The sequence below is a fragment of the Bradyrhizobium sp. SEMIA genome (genome assembly GCF_014844175.1).
GTDB classification, from domain to species: Bacteria; Pseudomonadota; Alphaproteobacteria; order Rhizobiales; family Xanthobacteraceae; genus Bradyrhizobium; species Bradyrhizobium arachidis.
Genome location: NZ_CP046601.1, coordinates 2,304,612 through 2,322,223, shown reverse-complemented (window position 1 = coordinate 2,322,223; position 17,612 = coordinate 2,304,612). Strand labels below are relative to the sequence as shown.

Sequence of the window (17,612 nt, the reverse complement as noted above, 5' to 3'; positions counted from 1 at the left end):
GCGCGAGCACCTCAGGATGACGGGTCCAATTGCGGCGCGCTCGCCCGTCAAATATTCAGCACCCGTCCGTACGCATCCAGCACGGCTTCCTTCATCATCTCCGACAGCGTCGGATGCGGGAACACCGTGTGCATCAGCTCTTCTTCCGTGGTCTCCAGGTTCATGGCGACGACGTAGCCCTGGATCAGCTCGGTCACTTCGGCGCCAACCATGTGGGCGCCGAGCAGCTGGCCGGTCTTCTTGTCGAAGATCACCTTGACGAGGCCCTGGTCCTCGCCGAGCGCGATCGCCTTGCCGTTGCCGACGAAGGGGAAACGGCCGACGCGGATCTCGCGGCCGCTCTCTTTGGCCTTGGCCTCCGTGAGACCGACCGAGGCAACTTGCGGGTGGCAGTAGGTGCAGCCCGGGATCATGTTCTTGTCCATGGGATGCGGATGCAGGCCCTTGATCGCCTCGACGCAGATCACACCCTCATGCTCGGCCTTGTGCGCAAGCATCGGGGGGCCCGCAACGTCGCCGATGGCGTAGATGCCGGGCACGTTGGTCTTGCCGTAGCCGTCGATCACGATGCAGCCGCGATCGGTCTTCACGCCGAGCTTTTCGAGGCCGAGATTCTCGATATTGCCGACAACGCCCACCGCCGAGATGACGCGCTCGAACTCGGTCGTGACAGGCTTGCCCTTCCCGTCATCGATGGTGGCAACGACGCTGTCGGCCTTCTTCTCCAGCTTCGTGACCTTGGTCGAGGACATGATCTTGATGCCCTGCTTCTCCAGCCGCTTGCGCGCAAGGCCCGCGATCTCGGCGTCCTCGACGGGGAGGATCTGCGGCAGCACCTCGACGACGGTAACGTCGGAGCCCATGGTGTGGAAGAACGAGGCGAACTCGATGCCGATCGCGCCGGAGCCGACCACCAGCAGCGATTTCGGCATCTTCTCCGGCACCATTGCTTCAAAGTAGGTCCAGACCAGCTTCTTGTCGGGCTCGAGCCCTGGCAGCACGCGCGGCCGCGCACCGGTCGCGACGATGATGTGCTTGGCCTGATAAGTCCCCTCGCCCAGCGAGCCCTTGGGGCCCTCGACATCGGACTTCTTCACGGTGACCTTGCCGGGCGCGTCGATCGAGGCGGCGCCCCAGATCACGCTGACCTTGTTCTTCTTCATCAGGAAGCCGACGCCGTCGTTCAGCCGCTTCGAGACGCCGCGCGAACGCTGCACCACCGCCTTCGGGTCGAACGAGACGTTGTCCGCCGACAGGCCGTAATCCTTGGCATGCTGCATGTAGTGATAGATCTCGGCCGAACGCAGCAGCGCTTTCGTCGGGATGCAGCCCCAGTTCAGGCAGATGCCGCCGAGATAGGATTTTTCGACGATCGCGGTCTTGAAGCCGAGCTGCGCGGCGCGGATCGCGGTGACGTAGCCGCCGGGACCGGAGCCGATGATGATGATGTCGAAAGACGTGTCGGCCATGGCGGCTCCCATTCAACTCAAGCGGTCGTTGCGCCGCGGGCGCGGCGTTTGAAGACGAAGGTTCTGATCAGCCATTCCAAGAGAATGACTGCCGCCATGATGGCGAAGATGGTGAGCGCGATCGGCCCCCAGATGTTGCGCGACAGCGCTTCACCGGCAAAGAAGGCGGCCTCAATGATCTCGCGGCCGAACGGGCTGAGCGTGAGGATCAGCGAAACCAGCATCGAGATCCAGGGCCAGCGCGTCGTCATGCGCCATCTCAGACCATCATCATGACGGGATTTTCAATCAGCTGCTTGAACGCGCCGATCAGCTCGGCGCCGAGCGCGCCGTCGATGGCGCGGTGATCGCAGGACAAGGTCACGCTCATCATGTGCGCGATCTCGATCTTGCCGCCGCGCACGACGGGACGCTCCTCGCTGGTGCCGACCGCGAGGATCGTGGCATGCGGCGGGTTGATCACGGCGGTGAAGTGGCTGATGCCGTACATGCCGAGGTTGGAGACCGCCGTGGTGCCGCCCTGATACTCCTCGGGCTTCAGCTTGCGCGAGCGGGCGCGCGCGGCGAAATCCTTCATCTCGTTGGAGATGGTCGAGAGCGTCTTGGTCTCGGCCTTGCGGATGATCGGCGTGATCAGGCCGCCGGGCATCGCGACCGCGACGCCGACGTCGGAATGGTGATGCTTGACCATGCCGCTTTCGGTCCAGCTCACATTGCAGTTCGGGATCTTCTGCAGCGCCACCGCCATCGCCTTGATGACGAAGTCGTTGACCGAGATCTTGTAGAGCGGCTTCTTCTCCTTGTCCTTTGGCGCAGCGGCGTTGATCTCCTCGCGCGCGGCGAGCAGCTTGCCGATGTCGCAGTCGATGGTGAGATAGAAGTGCGGAACGTTCTGGATCGATGCGGTCAGACGCTGCGCAATCGTGCGGCGCATGCCGTCGTGCGGGACGATGTCGTAGGAGCCCGGCTCGAACAGCGACAGGATCTGCTTGTCCGACATGGTCGCGCGATCGAGGGCGCGCCTGACGGCGCCGCGGCAGGTGCCTTGAGGCCCTTGCCGGACTTGGCCTGCTCGACGTCGCGCGCCACCACGCGGCCGTGCGGGCCGGTGCCGGTGACCATGCCGACATCGATGCCGGCCTCCTTGGCGAGACCTCAGCGGCTTTCGGCGGCGCGGCTGAGGCGCTCGGCTTGGCGGCGCCGGCCGCCTTCACATCCTCGCCCTCGCCGGCGAGCACCGCGATCACGTCATTGACGGGCACGTCCTGCGTCCCTTCGGGCACCAGGATCTTGGCGATCGTGCCCTCGTCGATGGCCTCGACCTCCATGGTCGCCTTGTCGGTCTCGATCTCGGCGATGACGTCGCCGGATTTGACCTTGTCGCCTTCCTTCTTCAGCCACTTGGCGAGGTTGCCCTTCTCCATCGTCGGCGAGAGAGCGGGCATCAGGATGTTGATGGGCATGCTGACCTCACGAAGAACTTCTCAAAACGTCGTCCCCGAGAGCGAGGACGAACAGGACCAGGTTTAGTTGCCGATGTCGCCCTGCCACAGGCGCTCATTGGCGGGATTGGAACGCCACGTCTTCATCATGGTGATGGAGCGGTCGTCGGCAAGATCGATCCAGGGGATGCCGAACTTGTCGAGAATGTCCTTGGAGCCCTCGAAGGTGACGGATTCCCCGATCACCACGAGCTTGACCTTGAACAAAGCGAGCGCGCCGGCGCACATCGAGCACGGCGACAGCGTGGTGTACATGACGGTGTCGTGGAACGAGATCGCGCCGGCCGCACGCAGGCAGCTCATCTCGCCGTGCAGGATGACGTTGTTCTCCTGCACGCGGTTGTTGTGGCCGCGGGCGATGATCTTGTTGTCGCGCGTCAGCACGGCGCCGATCGGCAGGCCGCCCTGCGCAATCGAGTCCTGCGCCTCGCGGATCGCCTCTAGCATGAAATCGTAATGATGGGATTCGATCGCCACGGTCAGTGCCCCTTCCCGCGCGGCGTCGTCGTGCCGGTGTCGGTGGGACGCTCGATCTCGGCCTGGAACATGTCGAGGATCCGGTTCAGCGCGTCTTCCTCGGTATATTCGCTCTCGCGCGCATAGGCGCGCGCGGCGTGCCGGGCGAGATCGACCAGCAGCAGCCCCCACATGTCGGGCTCCTCGAAGGCCCGCTGGAACGCCATCGACAGCCCGCCGTCCAGCACGAACACGCGCAGGATCTCGACCGCATCCTCGCGGGTCATGACGTCGGGTGGCAGTGGCTGCTCCTTGGGGCCCGCCATGGTCTACCTGTAGCAGACGGCTTTGGCGGCCTCGACCACTTCCGCCGCCGAGGGCAGCGCGAGCTTCTCCAGGTTGGAGGCATACGGCATCGGCACGTCCTTGCCGGAGACGCGCGTAACCGGCGCGTCGAGATAGTCGAAGGCGTTCTCCATGATGCGCGCGGCGATCTCGGCGCCGACGCCGCTCTGGGCCCAGCCCTCTTCCACGGTGACGGCGCGCCCCGTCTTCTTGACGGAGTTGACGATGGTCTCGGTATCCATCGGGCGCAGCGTGCGCAGGTCGATCACCTCGGCCTCGATGCCCTCCTTGGCGAGCTCGTCGGCGGCCTTGAGCGCATAGGTCATGCCATTCGACCAGGAGATGATGGTGACGTGGGAGCCCGAGCGCACGATGCGCGCCTTGCCGATCGGGATCACGAAATCGTCGAGCTTCGGCACCTCACCGGTGTGGCCGTAGAGCACCTCGTTCTCGAGGAAGATCACCGGATTGGGATCGCGGATCGCGGCCTTGAGCAGGCCCTTGTAATCGGCGGCCGAGAACGGCGCGACGACCTTGAGGCCCGGGATGTTCGAGTACCAGGACGAATAATCCTGGCTGTGCTGCGCGGCGACGCGGGCTGCCGCACCGTTGGGCCCGCGGAACACGATCGAGCAGCCCATCTGGCCGCCGGACATGTAGAGCGTCTTGGCCGCGGAGTTGATGATCTGGTCGATCGCCTGCATGGCGAAGTTGAAGGTCATGAACTCGACGATCGGCTTCAGGCCCGTCATGGCGGCACCGACGCCGACGCCGGCAAAGCCGTGCTCGGTGATCGGGGTGTCGATGACGCGCTTGGCGCCGAATTCCTGGAGCAGGCCTTGCGTGACCTTGTAGGCGCCCTGATATTCGGCGACCTCTTCGCCCATGACGAAGACGTCGGCGTCGCGGCGCATCTCTTCGGCCATGGCGTCGCGCAGCGCTTCGCGGATGGTCTGCGTCACCATCTCGGTGCCGGCGGGCACTTCCGGATCGGGCTCGGCGACGGCCTGCGGCGCGGGTGCAGCCTTGGGAGCTGGCGCCTCGGCCTTTGCGGCGCCTTGCGGCGGCGGCGGCGCGGACTCCGCAGCCTTCGCGGCCGGTGCAGGGGCTTTCGCGAGATCAGCCGCGCTCTCACCATCGGCGAGAATGGTCGCGATCGGCGTGTTCACCGCGACGTCGGCGGTCCCCTCGGGGATCAGGATCTTGCCGAGCGTCCCCTCATCGGTCGCCTCGACCTCCATCGTCGCCTTGTCGGTCTCGATCTCGGCGATGACGTCGCCAGACTTGATCTGCTCGCCCTCTTTCTTGAGCCACTTGGCGAGGTTGCCCTTCTCCATCGTGGGCGACAGCGCGGGCATCAGCACTTGAATTGGCATATCGACTCCAAAAGAAAGCTTGCGCGCGTTCAGCGGTAAACGTCGGTCCAGAGCTCGGCGGCATCCGGCTCGGGATCATGCTGGGCAAAGTCGGCGGACGCATTGACGATGTCGCGCACCTCGGCGTCGATCGCCTTGAGATCGGCCTCGTTGACCTTGGCCGCGAGCAAGCGGTTGCGCACCTGCTCGATCGGGTCCTGGTCGTGGCGAACCTTCTCGACCTCCTCGCGCGTGCGGTATTTTGCAGGGTCGGACATCGAGTGGCCGCGATAGCGGTAGGTCTGCATCTCCAGGATGAAGGGGCCCTTGCCGGCGCGGCACCAGGCCGCCGCCTCGTCGCCCGCAGCCTTCACGGCGCGGACGTCCATGCCGTCGACCTGCTTGCCGGGAATGTTGAAGGACGCACCGCGCTTGGAGAAGTCTTGCTGGGCAGAGGCGCGCGAGACCGAGGTGCCCATGGCGTAACGGTTGTTCTCGATGACGTAGATCACCGGCAGCTTCCACAGCTCGGCCATGTTGAAGCTCTCATAGACCTGGCCCTGGTTGGCCGCACCGTCGCCGAAATAGGTGACGCTGACGCTGTCGTTGCCGCGATAGTGATTGGCGAAGGCGAGGCCCGTGCCGAGCGAGACCTGGGCGCCGACGATGCCGTGACCGCCGTAGAAGTGCTTCTCCTTGCTGAACATGTGCATGGAGCCGCCCTTGCCCTTGGAATAGCCGCCGCGGCGGCCCGTGAGCTCGGCCATGACACCGTTGGCGTCCATGCCGGTGGCGAGCATATGGCCGTGGTCGCGATAGCCGGTGATGACCTGATCGCCCTCTTTCAGGGCCATCTGCATGCCGACCACCACGGCCTCCTGGCCGATATAGAGATGGCAGAAGCCGCCGATCGCACCCATGCCGTAGAGCTGGCCGGCCTTTTCCTCGAACCGCCGGATCAGGAGCATGTCGCGGAGCGCCTTGAGCTCCTGTTCCCTGGTGAATTCCGGGGGCGAACCGCCGTCGGTCTTGTCCTGCGCAGCGCCTGCGGCGGCTTTCTTGGGTGCGGCCATGGGAATTCCGGGTCAGAGAAAACTTCAGCCCTCTCTAACCCAAGTCAAACGCGGTTGGAAAGCACCGCAACGGAATAGCACGATTTTCATTATGCCGCACTGCAACGTGGCCGAAACTTTGCAAAACCTTTGGCGCCGATTGGGCAACATTAGCTCCGCGCCAATGCAGGCCGTGCCAGCAGATGCGGCAAGCATATCGGACACGCGCATCCCACGAGCAGAGACCCTTGGCGCGTGTCCGATTCGTACCGTCGGCCTTACCAGCCGAGCTCGCGCAGATAGGCTGTGCGGGCGGCAACGCCGGTGTGCGTGAAGTCGGTGAAGACCCCATCCACGCCGAGACGGAAAAATTTGAGATATTCGAGACCGGGATCGCCGTGATAATCGGCGGCGAGATATTTCTTCTCGTTCCGGAATGTGAAGACGTGCACGAACAGGCCGAGCTTGTGCGCACCGGCAACGAGGCTGGTCGGCTCCTGCGTCGATGCCTCCGGGGTCGATCCCTTGTAGGGCGTGCCGTCGGCGTTGCTGTCCTTCCACGGCGCGATCTTGAGCGGCACGATATAGGCCTTCCACGGCCCGATGCCGTCGGCATAGGCCTTGATCTCGGCAAGGCCCTCAGGGGTCAGCATCGCATCGTAGAGGCGCGCATCACCCGCAACCGTCCAGTCGAACGGACGTGAGCTCGTGATGTTGTTGAGCAGCACCTTGCCGGTCTTGAAGTCGATGCCGTTGCCGTCGATGAGCTGAACCTGCCGCGTCTGAAGCCCATGGCTGCGCATATATTTCAGGCTGCCGGGCTCGAAGCTCTGGACCAGGATGGGCGCATCCTTGGTGTTGAGGCCATTGTCCTTGATGATCTTGATCAGGGCATCCTCGAGCGGACGGCTGCCGGGCGCACCGCAGCCGTTTGCGATGGCCTGGGCATTGTTCCAGGTCGGGTTCTTGGTCTCGGGATAGACCAGGATGGGACGCCCGGTCGCCTTGCCCTTGGCCTTGGCGATGTCGATGACGTCCTGGAAGCTGATGACCGGGAATTTGCCGTTGAAGACTTTTGGCCGTTCGTTGGCGGCATCGTAGGTCGTGCCGGCGATCCATTCCTTCAGCTCGGCCATGGTGAAGTCGGTGATCGACCAGTCATTGGTGTGGTCCTCGCCGTCCACGATCAGCGACTTCAGCACCGATTTCGGATCGGCGGGATCCGTAAGATCAGTCAGATAATCAGCAGGCGCGGTCGGGGAAGCCGGCGCCTTGACGCGCACGCCGGGCACGGTGCGCTTGCGGGCCGCAACAGTCGCGTTGGTCTTGGCGACCTCGGCCACATTGGTGTTGTCGCTGAGCCAGGGGTTATGGCGCACCACCAGGACGCAGTCCTTGGTCAGGTGCAAATCCTCTTCGAGCGCGTCGGTGCCGAGCGCCGCGGCAAGCTCGTACGATGCCTCGGTCTCTTCGGCCACCAACCCCGGCAGGCCGCGATGGCCGAGGATCAGCGGGGGCTTGCCGTCGAGGGTCGGGACCTGCTTGGCACCAGCCGGAGCCGGGCCGGTCTGTGCGAAGGCCATCGACAGGGGAAGGAGCGCCGCGCCGACCAGCATCGCTCCAATACGCACCGTCCGACGTGAACGATTGTCCTGCATGACAAGCCTCCATCTTTGCGCAGCATCGCGTCAAAACGCCACAAGGGCGAGCCTGTCGTCTTGTCTCAATTCTCTGACAGGCGGATGACGGCGGGTGCGCAATGATAGATGCGCACAGGCGGCGCCGCCATGACGCCGCCTCTGCCTTGCCATCAGGGCTTGCCGATCAGAAGAAGCCGAGCTTCTTCGGGCTATAGCTGACCAGGAGGTTCTTGGTCTGCTGATAGTGATCGAGCATCATCTTGTGGGTCTCGCGGCCGACACCCGACTGCTTGTAGCCGCCGAAGGCGCATGCGCGGGATAGGCATGGTAGCAATTGGTCCAGACCCGGCCGGCCTGGATCGCCCTTCCGAAGCGGTAGCAGCGGTTGGCATCGCGGCTCCAGACGCCGGCCCCGAGGCCATAGAGCGTGTCGTTGGCGATCGCGAGCGCCTCATCGTCGGTCTTGAAGGTCGTGACCGAGACCACGGGGCCAAAGATCTCCTCCTGGAAGATGCGCATCTTGTTGTTGCCTTCGAACACCGTCGGCTGGACGTAGAAGCCGCCGGCGAGATCGCCCGCGAGCTCGGCGCGTCCGCCGCCGGCCAGCACCTTGGCGCCCTCCTGCTTGCCGATATCGATATAGGAGAGGATCTTTGCGAGCTGCTCGCTGGAGGCCTGTGCGCCGATCATGGTGTCGGCCGCGCGCGGGTCGCCCTGCTTGATCGCGGCGACGCGCTTGAGCGCCCGCTCCATGAAGCGGTCGTAGATGTCGGCATGGACCAGCGCCCGGCTCGGACAGGTGCAAACCTCGCCCTGGTTCAGCGCGAACATGACGAAGCCTTCGATCGCCTTGTCGAAGAAGTCGTCGTCTTCAGCAGTGACGTCGCTGAAGAAGATATTCGGCGACTTGCCGCCGAGCTCCAGCGTGACAGGGATGAGGTTCTGGCTGGCATATTGCATGATCAGCCGGCCCGTCGTGGTCTCGCCGGTGAAGGCGATCTTGGCGATCCGCGGGCTCGACGCCAGCGGCTTGCCGGCCTCGAGGCCAAAACCGTTGACGATGTTGAGGACGCCTGGGGGCAGGAGATCGCCGATGATCTCGGCCCAGACCATGATCGAGGCCGGCGTCTGCTCGGCTGGCTTGAGCACCACGCAATTGCCGGCGGCGAGCGCGGGGGCGAGCTTCCAGCACGCCATCAACAATGGGAAGTTCCAGGGAATGATCTGGCCGACCACGCCGAGCGGCTCATGGAAATGATAGGCGATGGTGTCGTGGTCGATCTCGCCGATCGAGCCTTCCTGCGCGCGGACGACGCCGGCGAAGTAGCGGAAGTGATCGATCGCCAGCGGCAGGTCGGCAGCGCGGGTCTCGCGGATTGGCTTGCCGTTGTCCCAGGTCTCGGCGATCGCGAGGCGCTCGAGATTCTCCTCCATGCGGTCGGCGATCTTGTTCAGGATGGCGGCGCGCTCGGCGACGCTGGTGCGACCCCACGCGCCTTGGCAGCATGGGCCGCATCGAGCGCGGCCTCGACGTCCTGCGCATCGGAGCGCGCAATCTTGCATACGATCTGGCCGTTCACCGGCGAGGCATTGTCGAAATATTTGCCGGCGATGGGTGCTGTGAACTTGCCGCCGATGAAATTGTCGTAGCGTTCGGCGAAGGGGCTTTGGGTGACGCCGAGGAATTCCACCTTGTTCATTGCTCACTCCCGATGTTGATGTTTGCGCGATCCGCCGTGTATTCACGACTTGCGCCGACGATCTCGCGGGAGGTGGTTTCTGTCAGCCCTGATAGAAGCGATGGCCGGGCGGGAGTGTCGCAGTTCTGCGACAGTCGCGGGGGAGATGGGACGCTCGCGGCCTCCACATCGTCATTGCGAGGACGATGGCCTAATGCCTGATATCGAACCGCTTCAGCTTCCGGTGCAGCGTGGCGCGGCTGACGCCGAGGGCTTTGGCGGCGGCCGAGACATTGCCGCCGGCGCGGAGCAGCGCCCGCTGCAACACCGCGCGCTGGCCGCCGGCAAGGTGATCATGCGCGGCATCGCCACCGAGCAGATCGGCCGCGGCCCAGTCCCGCGCGGGCGGTGCGGGTCGCGCCGATCACGAGATCGTCCGCATCGACCGCGACGAGGCCGATCGACTGGCCGTCCGGACCTTGCGTCAGCACGACGCGGGCATGAGCAAACGCCCGGCGAAACAAGTCGGCCTCGATGCGCCTTGCCGCCTCGCCGGCCGCGAGCGCGATCAGGCTGGAGAACGCATCGGTGCGGTCGGCGCGGCAGGAGGAGACGTCGAGCACGCCGGCGAAAGCTGCCTCGTGATCGTAGATCGGAACGGCGGTGCAGCTCAGCAGCGTGTTGCGGGTGAAGAAGTGCTGATCACGGTCGATCGTCAGCGGCCGCTGCTCGACGACGCAGGTGCCGATGCCGTTGGTGCCCTCATGCTCCTCGCTCCAGAGTGCACCGGTCCACAGGCCCCAGGACTGAAACGTGGCATCGTCGGCCGGCGTGCCGCGGCGGTCGACCGGCACGCCCTCGCCGTCGGCGAGCAACACGCAACAACCGGCCGCGCCGACAGCCTGGTAGAGCCGGTCCATGGCGCCTTGCGCGGCGGCAAGCAGCGGCGCGATGCGCTCGCGCGCCTGCCGCAACTCGGCGTCGCTGAGCCGCACCGGCAGATTGCGGCCGGCGGGATCGAGATGATGCAAGCGGGACGAACGGCACCATGAGGCCACCAGCGCGGAACGCGCGGCCTGGCCTGACGCAATGGCGGCCTGACACGGGCCGCGTGATGCCGGGACATTGGCCCATTCATCACTGTTTCCTCCGGGTGGCAGTCTAGGCTGTGCCGGCACGACCCGGTTGATCTGCGTCAACTCAGGCCGACAGCATAGAAAGCCATGAGCCAGCGCCGGCACTGCCGTCAAGCGGCAGTCCGGTTCCATGCTTGCGACCTTCGGTAGAATTGATCGACGCGTGCCGGATTTCGGCAGCGGCTTTCGATGCGGCTTTCGAATGGAGCGGAAAGCGCTACTTGGCCGGGATCATCCGAACGAGATCATGCGGATTGACGTAGTCGAGCTGGAAGCGCGCCCGCTCGTCCAGCATGTCGGGATCGATCTTGTCGGTGCGCAGCAGCGACACGCGCTGCTCGCTCCTGGCGCGCTCGCGCTTGAGCTGCGCCAGCTCGCTCGTCAGCGCGATGATCTCCTGGTCGAGCTCCTGGCGGGCGTTGAGGCCGTATTTGCCGGTATAGGCGTTGACGCCGAAATAGCCGACGATCGCGACCGCCATCGCATAGAGGGCAAGGCCGGTCAGGATCGATTTCAGGCGCGCGCGGGAGACCATCTCGGGAAGATGGGGGCAGCTTGGTTAAGGGAGTGTTAGTGCGCCCTGCCCGTTCGTCGGTCTGCCGACCCCATCGTCATGGCCGGGCTTGTCCCGGCCATCCACGCCTTGGCCCGCGGCGACGAAGAACGTGGATGCCCGGCACAAGGCCGGGCATGACGGAGAGGTTGAGCAAGCTTAAGCGGAGAGCCTCAGCCGTGGTGCTTCGCGACGTGCGCGGCGAAGGCGTCGATATAGGCCTGGAGCACGGGCTTGAGCGAGTCCTTGGTCAGGTTGCCCTCCGCATCGAAGGCATCGCCGACCGCGTTCAGATAGGTCTCCGGCTGCTGCATGATCGGGCCGGCAATGCCCGGCAGGATGTTCTGCAGCGTCTTGGCCGCACTGACGCCGCCGAGCGGGCCCGGCGAGTTCGAGACGATGCCGACCGGCTTGCCGTTGAACGAGCTCTTGCCATAGGGGCGCGAGGCGACGTCGATGGCGTTCTTGAGGACGCCCGGGATCGCGCGGTTGTATTCGGGGGTGACGAAGATGACGCCGTCGGACTTCTGGAGCTTGTCGCGGAAGGCCAGCCAGTCGGCCGGCGGCGCGCCCTCGAGGTCCTGGTTGAAGAACGAGATGCCCCCGAGGGTGACGACCTCGAGTTTGAGCGAGGCAGGCGCGAGTTTTGCCAGCGCATTGGCGATCTTCAGCGAAAAGCTGTCCTTGCGCAGGCTGCCGGCGATGACGACGATGTTGTAGGCCATGGAGTGTCCTTGAGGGCTTGAGCGGGAGTGCCGGGGCGGCACTTAAGCGATCCGGATCGATGGATGCAAGTGCATGAACCGGTCCGATTTGGAAACGCTGCGTTTCGCGAAAGCAGATGGTGACCAAAAACAATCGGGCCGCAAAGTGGCGGCCCGATCTTTCGTGCGAATCTGCAAATCCACTCAGATCGTCGGATTCCACGCCGACGGGATCAGGCGATATTTGGCGCCGTCCTTCTCGACATGGCCGACCGAGGGGAAGGTGAAGTGGAAGCCGACGACAGTGGCCTTCTCCGCCGCGGCCATGTCGTAGAATTTGTGGCGGGTCTCCTGCGCCAGCGCGGGATCGTTGTCGAACGCTACGTGCCAATCCGGATTGCGCAGGAAGAATTCCGGAATGTTGGTGACGTCGGACTGGATCAGGACCTTCTTGTCGCCGGAGGCGACCGCGAACGAGGTGTGACCCGGCGTGTGGCCCGGCGTCGCGATCGAGGTGATGCCCGGCGCGACTTCCTTGCCCCACTCGTATTTCGTGACCTTGGACTCGAGGCCGTCAAAGGTCTTCTTCACGTTGGCGAAGTAGTTCTTCATCATCGGATTGGACTCGGCCTTGGCGGCGTTGTCAGCGCTGGTCCAGAACTCCCAGTCCTTGCCCGGCACCATGATCTCCGCATTCGGGAAGGCGAGCGCGCCGTCGGCGAGGCGAATGCCGTTGGTGTGGTCGGGATGCAGATGCGAGAGCAGCACCACATCGATGCTCTTGGGATCGACGCCGGCGGCCTGGAGGTTCTGCAGCGTGCGGCCGACCGCGCCCTTGCTCGGCTCGAGATTGGCGACGCCGTTGCCGGCGTCGATCAGCACCAGCTTGGGGCCGGTGTTGATGAGCTGCGGGTTGAACGGCACCGTGACCATGCCCTTGGGCATGTAGGCGGCCTCGCCTGCGGCGAGCGCCTCCTCCTTCGACAGGTTGCTGACGAATTTGTCGGGCATCGGGAAGGTGCGCGCACCGTCATTGATCGAGGTGCACTCGATGCTGCCGACCTTGTAGCGATAGAAGCCCGGCGCCTGTGTCCCGGCTGGCGGCACCGAGGCATCGGCGATGGTCGGGCGAAGCCCGGTGGCGGCAGCCGCGCCGATGGCGGCGGCGCCTGCGAGCAGATGACGGCGATTGAGATCAGTCATGGAGAGGTCCCCTTCTGAGCGCCCTGCGGTTTTTCCGCTTTCAATGGCGGCGGAATAATCTCCAGCTTCGCTCAGAAGGCAAGACCTTCTTTCGGTGACGTGCCGCCGCTCGTCACGATTATTTATTCGAAGTGGTGGGGAATTTTTCGCCAGTGGCATGTCTGCGCCAATACCGCTTCGGTGCATGGCCGTAGACGCGTTTGAAGGCATGCCCGAAGGCGCTCTCCGAAGAGTACCCGACCTGCGTCGCGGTTGCCGAACTCGTCGCTCCACGACGCAGCCGATCGCATGCAAGTCGCATGCGCCATCGAAGCAAATAGTCGAGCGGCGCCAGCCCCACCAATGACTTGAACCGCCTCGAAAATGCGGATCGCGACATGGCGGCTGCGCCGGCCAACGCATCCAGGGTCCAGGGGTGGGCGACGTCCGCATGCATCAACCTGATCGCCTTGCCGATCCTCGCATCGACCAATGCGCCGATCCATCCGAAGCCTTCGCTGGCGCTCTGATCCAGCGCCGCACGGAGCACCTGGATGAGCAGGACGTCGGCGAGCCTGTCGGTGAGAACGTCCGCGCCGATTCCCGTTCCCCTGATCTCGAGATCGAGAATCTGCAGCGTGGACTGAATGACGGTTGCCGACGGACTGCGCGACGGTATGAGCAGAAAGCGGGGCAGCGCATCGAGCAGCAATTCGGCGCCTGACGCTTCGATCGCAAAACTGCCCGCAAGAAGAACGGTGTCGCTGCCCCCGCGACGCGCGACGTCGGATTGCGCCCAATCGAACGAAGCTATCCCGTCTTCGGGCGCCACGTCTTCGTCATTGGCCAGGACATAGGCCGGTGCATTCGCCAGCAGAAAACAGTCGCCGGTGGCGAGCCGGTGACTGGCTTCGTCGCCGAAGTCGATCCAGCAATCACCGCGGATGACCGCACCGAACTTCAGGGCGGGCTTGGCCGGGAACCGATACGACCAATTGCCGCCGGCCGCGAACCGCGTGCAGCGCGCGGCGCGAACATCCAGGAGCGAGAAGACTTGAGACAGAGGGTCGTGCGCTGGGTCCAAGGCTCAATCCGATACTCAATCCGATCGCTTGATCCGATCTCGACGATTTTCGAGCGCTTTGAGCATAGATCATCCGCGATCCCGATGCGAAGTTCATCTCGCAACACGCTGGAAGGAACATCCATGACGGGTATCGCAGGCAAGGTCATCGCGATTACGGGCGCGAGCAGCGGTATTGGCGAAGCCGCCGCCAGACTTCTCGCCGAACGGGGCGCCGTCGTGATCCTCGGCGCGAGGCGCGCCGAGAGGCTGGAAACGCTGGCCGCGAGCATTGCGTCAACGGGCGGAGAGGCTTTGTCTCGCGTCACTGACGTTCGACGACGCGACGATGTCGCCGCGCTGGTCGATCTGGCGAGAGACCGGTACGGAAAGCTGGATGTCCTGATCAACAATGCCGGGATCGCGCCGATTTCCCGACTGGATGATCTGAGGGTCGACGACTGGGATGACATGATAGACGTGAACGTGAAGGGCGTGCTCTACGGAATAGCTGCCGCCCTGCCCGTCTTCCGTCGCCAGGGCTTCGGCCATTTCGTCAATACATTGTCGACCTCCGGCATCAAGATCGTTCCAACGATGGCCGTCTATGCGGGATCAAAGAATGCCGTCAGGGCGATCTCCGAAGGGCTTCGTCAGGAGGCCGGCCCGGCCCTTCGGGTGACGAACATCTCCCCCGGTTACGTCGACACCGAACTGCCGTCCTCCATGACGGATTCGGCGTTACGGGAGCAAGGGCAGGCAAGCATGAAGGCGATCGCAATTCCGGCTAGCGCCATCGCGGAAGCGATGGCCTTCGCGATAGCGCAGCCGGATAGCGTGGACGTCGGCGAGATCGTTATCCGCCCCACCGCTCAGGCGTAAGTTCGATCAGGCCCGGACGCCGCTGCACGTCACGATTATTTATTTGGGTTGATGAGGAATTTTTCGCCGGTGGCGCGTTTGGCGTACAGCGCGATGTTGGCGGGATCGAGCACCTCGGTCAGCGACACCACCTTGGTGTAGTGGCTGGCGAAGGTGGTCTTGAGCTCCGACGCCACGCGCTGGCGCAGGCGGCCGATCTCGGCCGGACCGATGTTCTGGAGGAACGGCGTCAACAGCCAGCCGCCAACGCCCCAGCTCAGGCCGAACGACCGGTTCAGCTCGGTCGGACGCGTGTCGAGACTGCCGTAGATGTAGACATGCTTGTACACGTTGGAGCCGTAGCGGCTGTATTCCTTCGCGGTCTTGTTGGCCGCGACCTCCATCGCCGTGAGAATCTGGCTTGCGAGCTTGCCGCCGCCGATGGCGTCGAAGGCGATCGTGGCGCCGGTCTCGACCAGCGCATTGGTGAGATCGTCCATGAAGCTCGGCGCGGAGGAATCGACGACGTGCTTGGCGCCGATCTTGTGCAGGATGTCGGCCTGCTCCTTGCTGCGGACGATGTTGACGAGGCCGATGCCGTCCTTGATGCAGATCTTGTTGAGCATCTGGCCAAGGTTCGAGGCCGCGGCCGTGTGCACCAGCGCCTTGTGGTTCTCGCGCCGCATCGTCTCGGTCATGCCGAGCGCGGTCAGCGGATTGACGAACCAGGACGCGCCGTCTGCGGCCGTGGTGCCCGCCGGCAGCTCCATGACGTCGCGGACCTTGAGCACGCGATATTGCGTGTACATGGCGCCGCCGATCATCGACACCGTCTTGCCCATCAGCGCTTTCGCAGCATCCGACGCACCGGTCGCGATCACCGTGCCGGCGCCCTCATTGCCGACCGGAAGTGACTGGTCGAACCTCGCCGCCATCATCCGCATCGCGCCCTCCGGCATCGTCGCGGTGATGACCGGCATCTCCTTGGTGCCGGACGCCTGGCGGCCGACATGTCGGCCGCGCCGATCAACAGGCCGAGATCGGACGGATTGATCGGCGTCGCCTCGACGCGGACCACGACCTCGTCGTCCGCCGGCTCCGGAGTCGGGACATTCACGAGGGACAATTCCAGTTCGCCGCTCTTCTTGAGCAGCGAACGCAGTTGCAGTCCGGTCTTGCCGTCGCTCATGTCCGATCCTCCCTGTCCGTGTTTCGCGCTTCGCGCGGTGACGCTGGCTTACGCCAGCGCCTTCAGTGCCGCCTTGCCGCCATAGAGCGCCTGTTTGCCGAGTTGCTGCTCGATGCGCAGGAGCTGGTTGTATTTGGCGGTGCGATCGGAACGTGCAAGGGAGCCGGTCTTGATCTGACCGCAATTGGTGGCGACCGCGAGGTCGGCGATGGTGGAATCCTCGGTCTCGCCGGAGCGGTGCGACATGACGGAGGTATAGCCGTTCTTGTGCGCCATCTCGACAGCGGCGAGCGTCTCGGTCAGCGTGCCGATCTGGTTGACCTTGATCAGGATCGAGTTGGCGCGGCCGGCCTTGATGCCTTCGGCGAGGCGCTTGACGTTGGTGACGAAGAGGTCGTCGCCGACGAGCTGGCACTTCTTGCCGATGAGATCGGTCAGTTCCTTCCACCCGTCCATGTCGTCCTCCGACATGCCGTCCTCGATTGTCACGATCGGATAGCGGCCGACGAGGTCCGCGAGGTACTTGGCCTGCTCGGAGATCGAGCGGGTCTTGCCCTCGCCCTCATAGACGTACTTGCCGTCCTTGAAGAACTCGGTCGAGGCGCAGTCGAGGCCGAGCACGATGTCGGTCCCGGCCTTGTAGCCGGCCTTGCCGATCGCGTTCATGACGAATTCGAGCGCGGCGTCCGCCGACGGCAGGTTCGGGGCGAAGCCGCCCTCGTCGCCGACATTGGTGTTGTGGCCGGCCTTCTTCAGCTCCGACTTCAGCGTGTGGAAGACCTCGGCGCCATAGCGCAGGCCCTCGGCGAAGGAGGACGCGCCGACCGGGAGGATCATGAACTCCTGGAAGTCGATCGGATTGTCGGCATGCACGCCGCCATTGATGATGTTCATCATCGGCACCGGCAGCAGCCGCGCCGCGGTGCCGCCGACGTAGCGATAGAGCGGCATGTCGAGCGAGTTCGCTGCCGCCTTGGCGCAGGCGAGCGAGACGCCGAGGATGGCATTGGCCCCGAGCCGGCTCTTGTTCGGCGTGCCGTCGAGGTCGATCATGATCTGGTCGATCTGGGCCTGCTGCTCGACGTCCAGGCCGCTCAGGGCCTCGAAGATCTCGCCGTTGACGGCGCCCACCGCCTTGGTGACGCCCTTGCCGAGATAGCGGGTCTTGTCGCCATCGCGCAGTTCCACCGCCTCATGGGCGCCGGTCGAGGCACCGGAGGGCACCGCAGCGCGGCCGAGCGCGCCATCTTCCAGCACGACGTCGACCTCAACGGTGGGATTGCCACGGCTATCGAGAATTTCGCGGCCGATAATGTCGATGATGGCGGTCATGATGTGCACTTCCGTTCGTTAGGGCTGATCGGTGCCGCGGGTCTTACACGGGCCGCAAGCAAATGTGAACGCTTGGAGGGCGGGCTTCGACTGA

13 protein-coding genes and 4 pseudogenes are annotated in these 17,612 nt (G+C 64.4%); 1 reads left to right on the top strand and 16 read right to left on the bottom strand.

Features of this window, described 5'->3' with window-relative positions; all coding sequences use genetic code 11:
- Positions 1-47: 47 nt before the first annotated feature.
- The 14 genes and pseudogenes from lpdA to FOM02_RS11155 all read right to left on the bottom strand — a co-directional run bounded on the left by lpdA (position 48) and on the right by FOM02_RS11155 (position 14,157).
- On the bottom strand, positions 48-1,469 hold the full coding sequence (gene lpdA, locus FOM02_RS11220) for a dihydrolipoyl dehydrogenase (RefSeq protein ID WP_027559358.1): 1,422 nt from the start codon (positions 1,467-1,469) through the stop codon (positions 48-50).
- 17 nt (positions 1,470-1,486) lie between these two features.
- Positions 1,487-1,720, bottom strand: coding sequence for a hypothetical protein (locus tag FOM02_RS11215; protein ID WP_027559359.1), 234 nt, complete (start codon positions 1,718-1,720; stop codon positions 1,487-1,489).
- Between the two features lie 8 nt (positions 1,721-1,728).
- Positions 1,729-2,932, bottom strand: a pseudogene (locus FOM02_RS11210) (2-oxo acid dehydrogenase subunit E2).
- Positions 2,933-2,995: 63 nt separating this feature from the next.
- Positions 2,996-3,448, bottom strand: coding sequence for a nucleoside deaminase (locus FOM02_RS11205; protein WP_027559361.1), 453 nt, complete (start codon positions 3,446-3,448; stop codon positions 2,996-2,998).
- 2 nt (positions 3,449-3,450) lie between these two features.
- Positions 3,451-3,753, bottom strand: a complete 303-nt coding sequence (locus FOM02_RS11200; RefSeq protein ID WP_027559362.1) for a DUF5076 domain-containing protein — start codon at positions 3,751-3,753, stop codon at positions 3,451-3,453.
- Between the two features lie 3 nt (positions 3,754-3,756).
- Positions 3,757-5,148, bottom strand: a complete 1,392-nt coding sequence (locus FOM02_RS11195) for a pyruvate dehydrogenase complex E1 component subunit beta (protein ID WP_265441772.1) — start codon at positions 5,146-5,148, stop codon at positions 3,757-3,759.
- 29 nt (positions 5,149-5,177) lie between these two features.
- Positions 5,178-6,200, bottom strand: coding sequence for a pyruvate dehydrogenase (acetyl-transferring) E1 component subunit alpha (gene pdhA, locus FOM02_RS11190; protein WP_265441771.1), 1,023 nt, complete (start codon positions 6,198-6,200; stop codon positions 5,178-5,180).
- Between the two features lie 257 nt (positions 6,201-6,457).
- Entirely contained in the window at positions 6,458-7,837 is a 1,380-nt protein-coding gene (locus FOM02_RS11185; RefSeq protein WP_028146276.1) for a glycerophosphodiester phosphodiesterase family protein, read from the bottom strand.
- Between the two features lie 166 nt (positions 7,838-8,003).
- Positions 8,004-9,519: pseudogene (gene adh / locus FOM02_RS11180) on the bottom strand (aldehyde dehydrogenase).
- A gap of 190 nt (positions 9,520-9,709) precedes the next feature.
- A pseudogene (locus FOM02_RS11175) lies at positions 9,710-10,636 on the bottom strand (GAF domain-containing protein).
- A gap of 215 nt (positions 10,637-10,851) precedes the next feature.
- Positions 10,852-11,169: an FtsB family cell division protein gene (locus FOM02_RS11170; RefSeq protein WP_027559368.1), complete on the bottom strand. Its 318-nt coding sequence runs from the start codon at positions 11,167-11,169 to the stop codon at positions 10,852-10,854.
- 191 nt (positions 11,170-11,360) lie between these two features.
- Positions 11,361-11,912 (bottom strand): NADPH-dependent FMN reductase, encoded by a 552-nt coding sequence (locus tag FOM02_RS11165; RefSeq protein WP_027559369.1) that lies wholly within the window; start codon positions 11,910-11,912, stop codon positions 11,361-11,363.
- A gap of 183 nt (positions 11,913-12,095) precedes the next feature.
- Positions 12,096-13,094 (bottom strand): MBL fold metallo-hydrolase, encoded by a 999-nt coding sequence (locus FOM02_RS11160; protein WP_027559370.1) that lies wholly within the window; start codon positions 13,092-13,094, stop codon positions 12,096-12,098.
- A 118-nt stretch (positions 13,095-13,212) separates the two neighbouring features.
- Positions 13,213-14,157, bottom strand: a complete 945-nt coding sequence (locus FOM02_RS11155; RefSeq protein ID WP_035729687.1) for an AraC family transcriptional regulator — start codon at positions 14,155-14,157, stop codon at positions 13,213-13,215.
- Positions 14,158-14,280: 123 nt separating this feature from the next.
- Between FOM02_RS11155 and FOM02_RS11150 the strand changes: the two genes are divergently transcribed.
- Entirely contained in the window at positions 14,281-15,018 is a 738-nt protein-coding gene (locus tag FOM02_RS11150; RefSeq protein ID WP_027559371.1) for an SDR family oxidoreductase, read from the top strand.
- Positions 15,019-15,053: 35 nt separating this feature from the next.
- Here FOM02_RS11150 and FOM02_RS11145 read toward each other — a convergent pair.
- Positions 15,054-16,186: pseudogene (locus FOM02_RS11145) on the bottom strand (zinc-binding dehydrogenase).
- 48 nt (positions 16,187-16,234) lie between these two features.
- On the bottom strand, positions 16,235-17,518 hold the full coding sequence (gene eno, locus FOM02_RS11140; protein ID WP_027559373.1) for a phosphopyruvate hydratase: 1,284 nt from the start codon (positions 17,516-17,518) through the stop codon (positions 16,235-16,237).
- Positions 17,519-17,612: the final 94 nt, after the last annotated feature.

What these genes read in the sequence shown, in the direction of transcription:
- lpdA (WP_027559358.1), bottom strand. Translation starts at nt 1,469, where the DNA reads ATGGCCGACACGTCTTTCGACATCATCATCATCGGCTCCGGTCCCGGC.
- FOM02_RS11215 (WP_027559359.1), bottom strand. Translation starts at nt 1,720, where the DNA reads ATGACGACGCGCTGGCCCTGGATCTCGATGCTGGTTTCGCTGATCCTC.
- FOM02_RS11200 (WP_027559362.1), bottom strand. Translation starts at nt 3,753, where the DNA reads ATGGCGGGCCCCAAGGAGCAGCCACTGCCACCCGACGTCATGACCCGC.
- FOM02_RS11195 (WP_265441772.1), bottom strand. Translation starts at nt 5,148, where the DNA reads ATGCCAATTCAAGTGCTGATGCCCGCGCTGTCGCCCACGATGGAGAAG.
- pdhA (WP_265441771.1), bottom strand. Translation starts at nt 6,200, where the DNA reads ATGGCCGCACCCAAGAAAGCCGCCGCAGGCGCTGCGCAGGACAAGACC.
- FOM02_RS11185 (WP_028146276.1), bottom strand. Translation starts at nt 7,837, where the DNA reads ATGCAGGACAATCGTTCACGTCGGACGGTGCGTATTGGAGCGATGCTG.
- FOM02_RS11170 (WP_027559368.1), bottom strand. Translation starts at nt 11,169, where the DNA reads ATGGTCTCCCGCGCGCGCCTGAAATCGATCCTGACCGGCCTTGCCCTC.
- FOM02_RS11165 (WP_027559369.1), bottom strand. Translation starts at nt 11,912, where the DNA reads ATGGCCTACAACATCGTCGTCATCGCCGGCAGCCTGCGCAAGGACAGC.
- FOM02_RS11160 (WP_027559370.1), bottom strand. Translation starts at nt 13,094, where the DNA reads ATGACTGATCTCAATCGCCGTCATCTGCTCGCAGGCGCCGCCGCCATC.
- FOM02_RS11150 (WP_027559371.1), top strand. Translation starts at nt 14,281, where the DNA reads ATGACGGGTATCGCAGGCAAGGTCATCGCGATTACGGGCGCGAGCAGC.
- eno (WP_027559373.1), bottom strand. Translation starts at nt 17,518, where the DNA reads ATGACCGCCATCATCGACATTATCGGCCGCGAAATTCTCGATAGCCGT.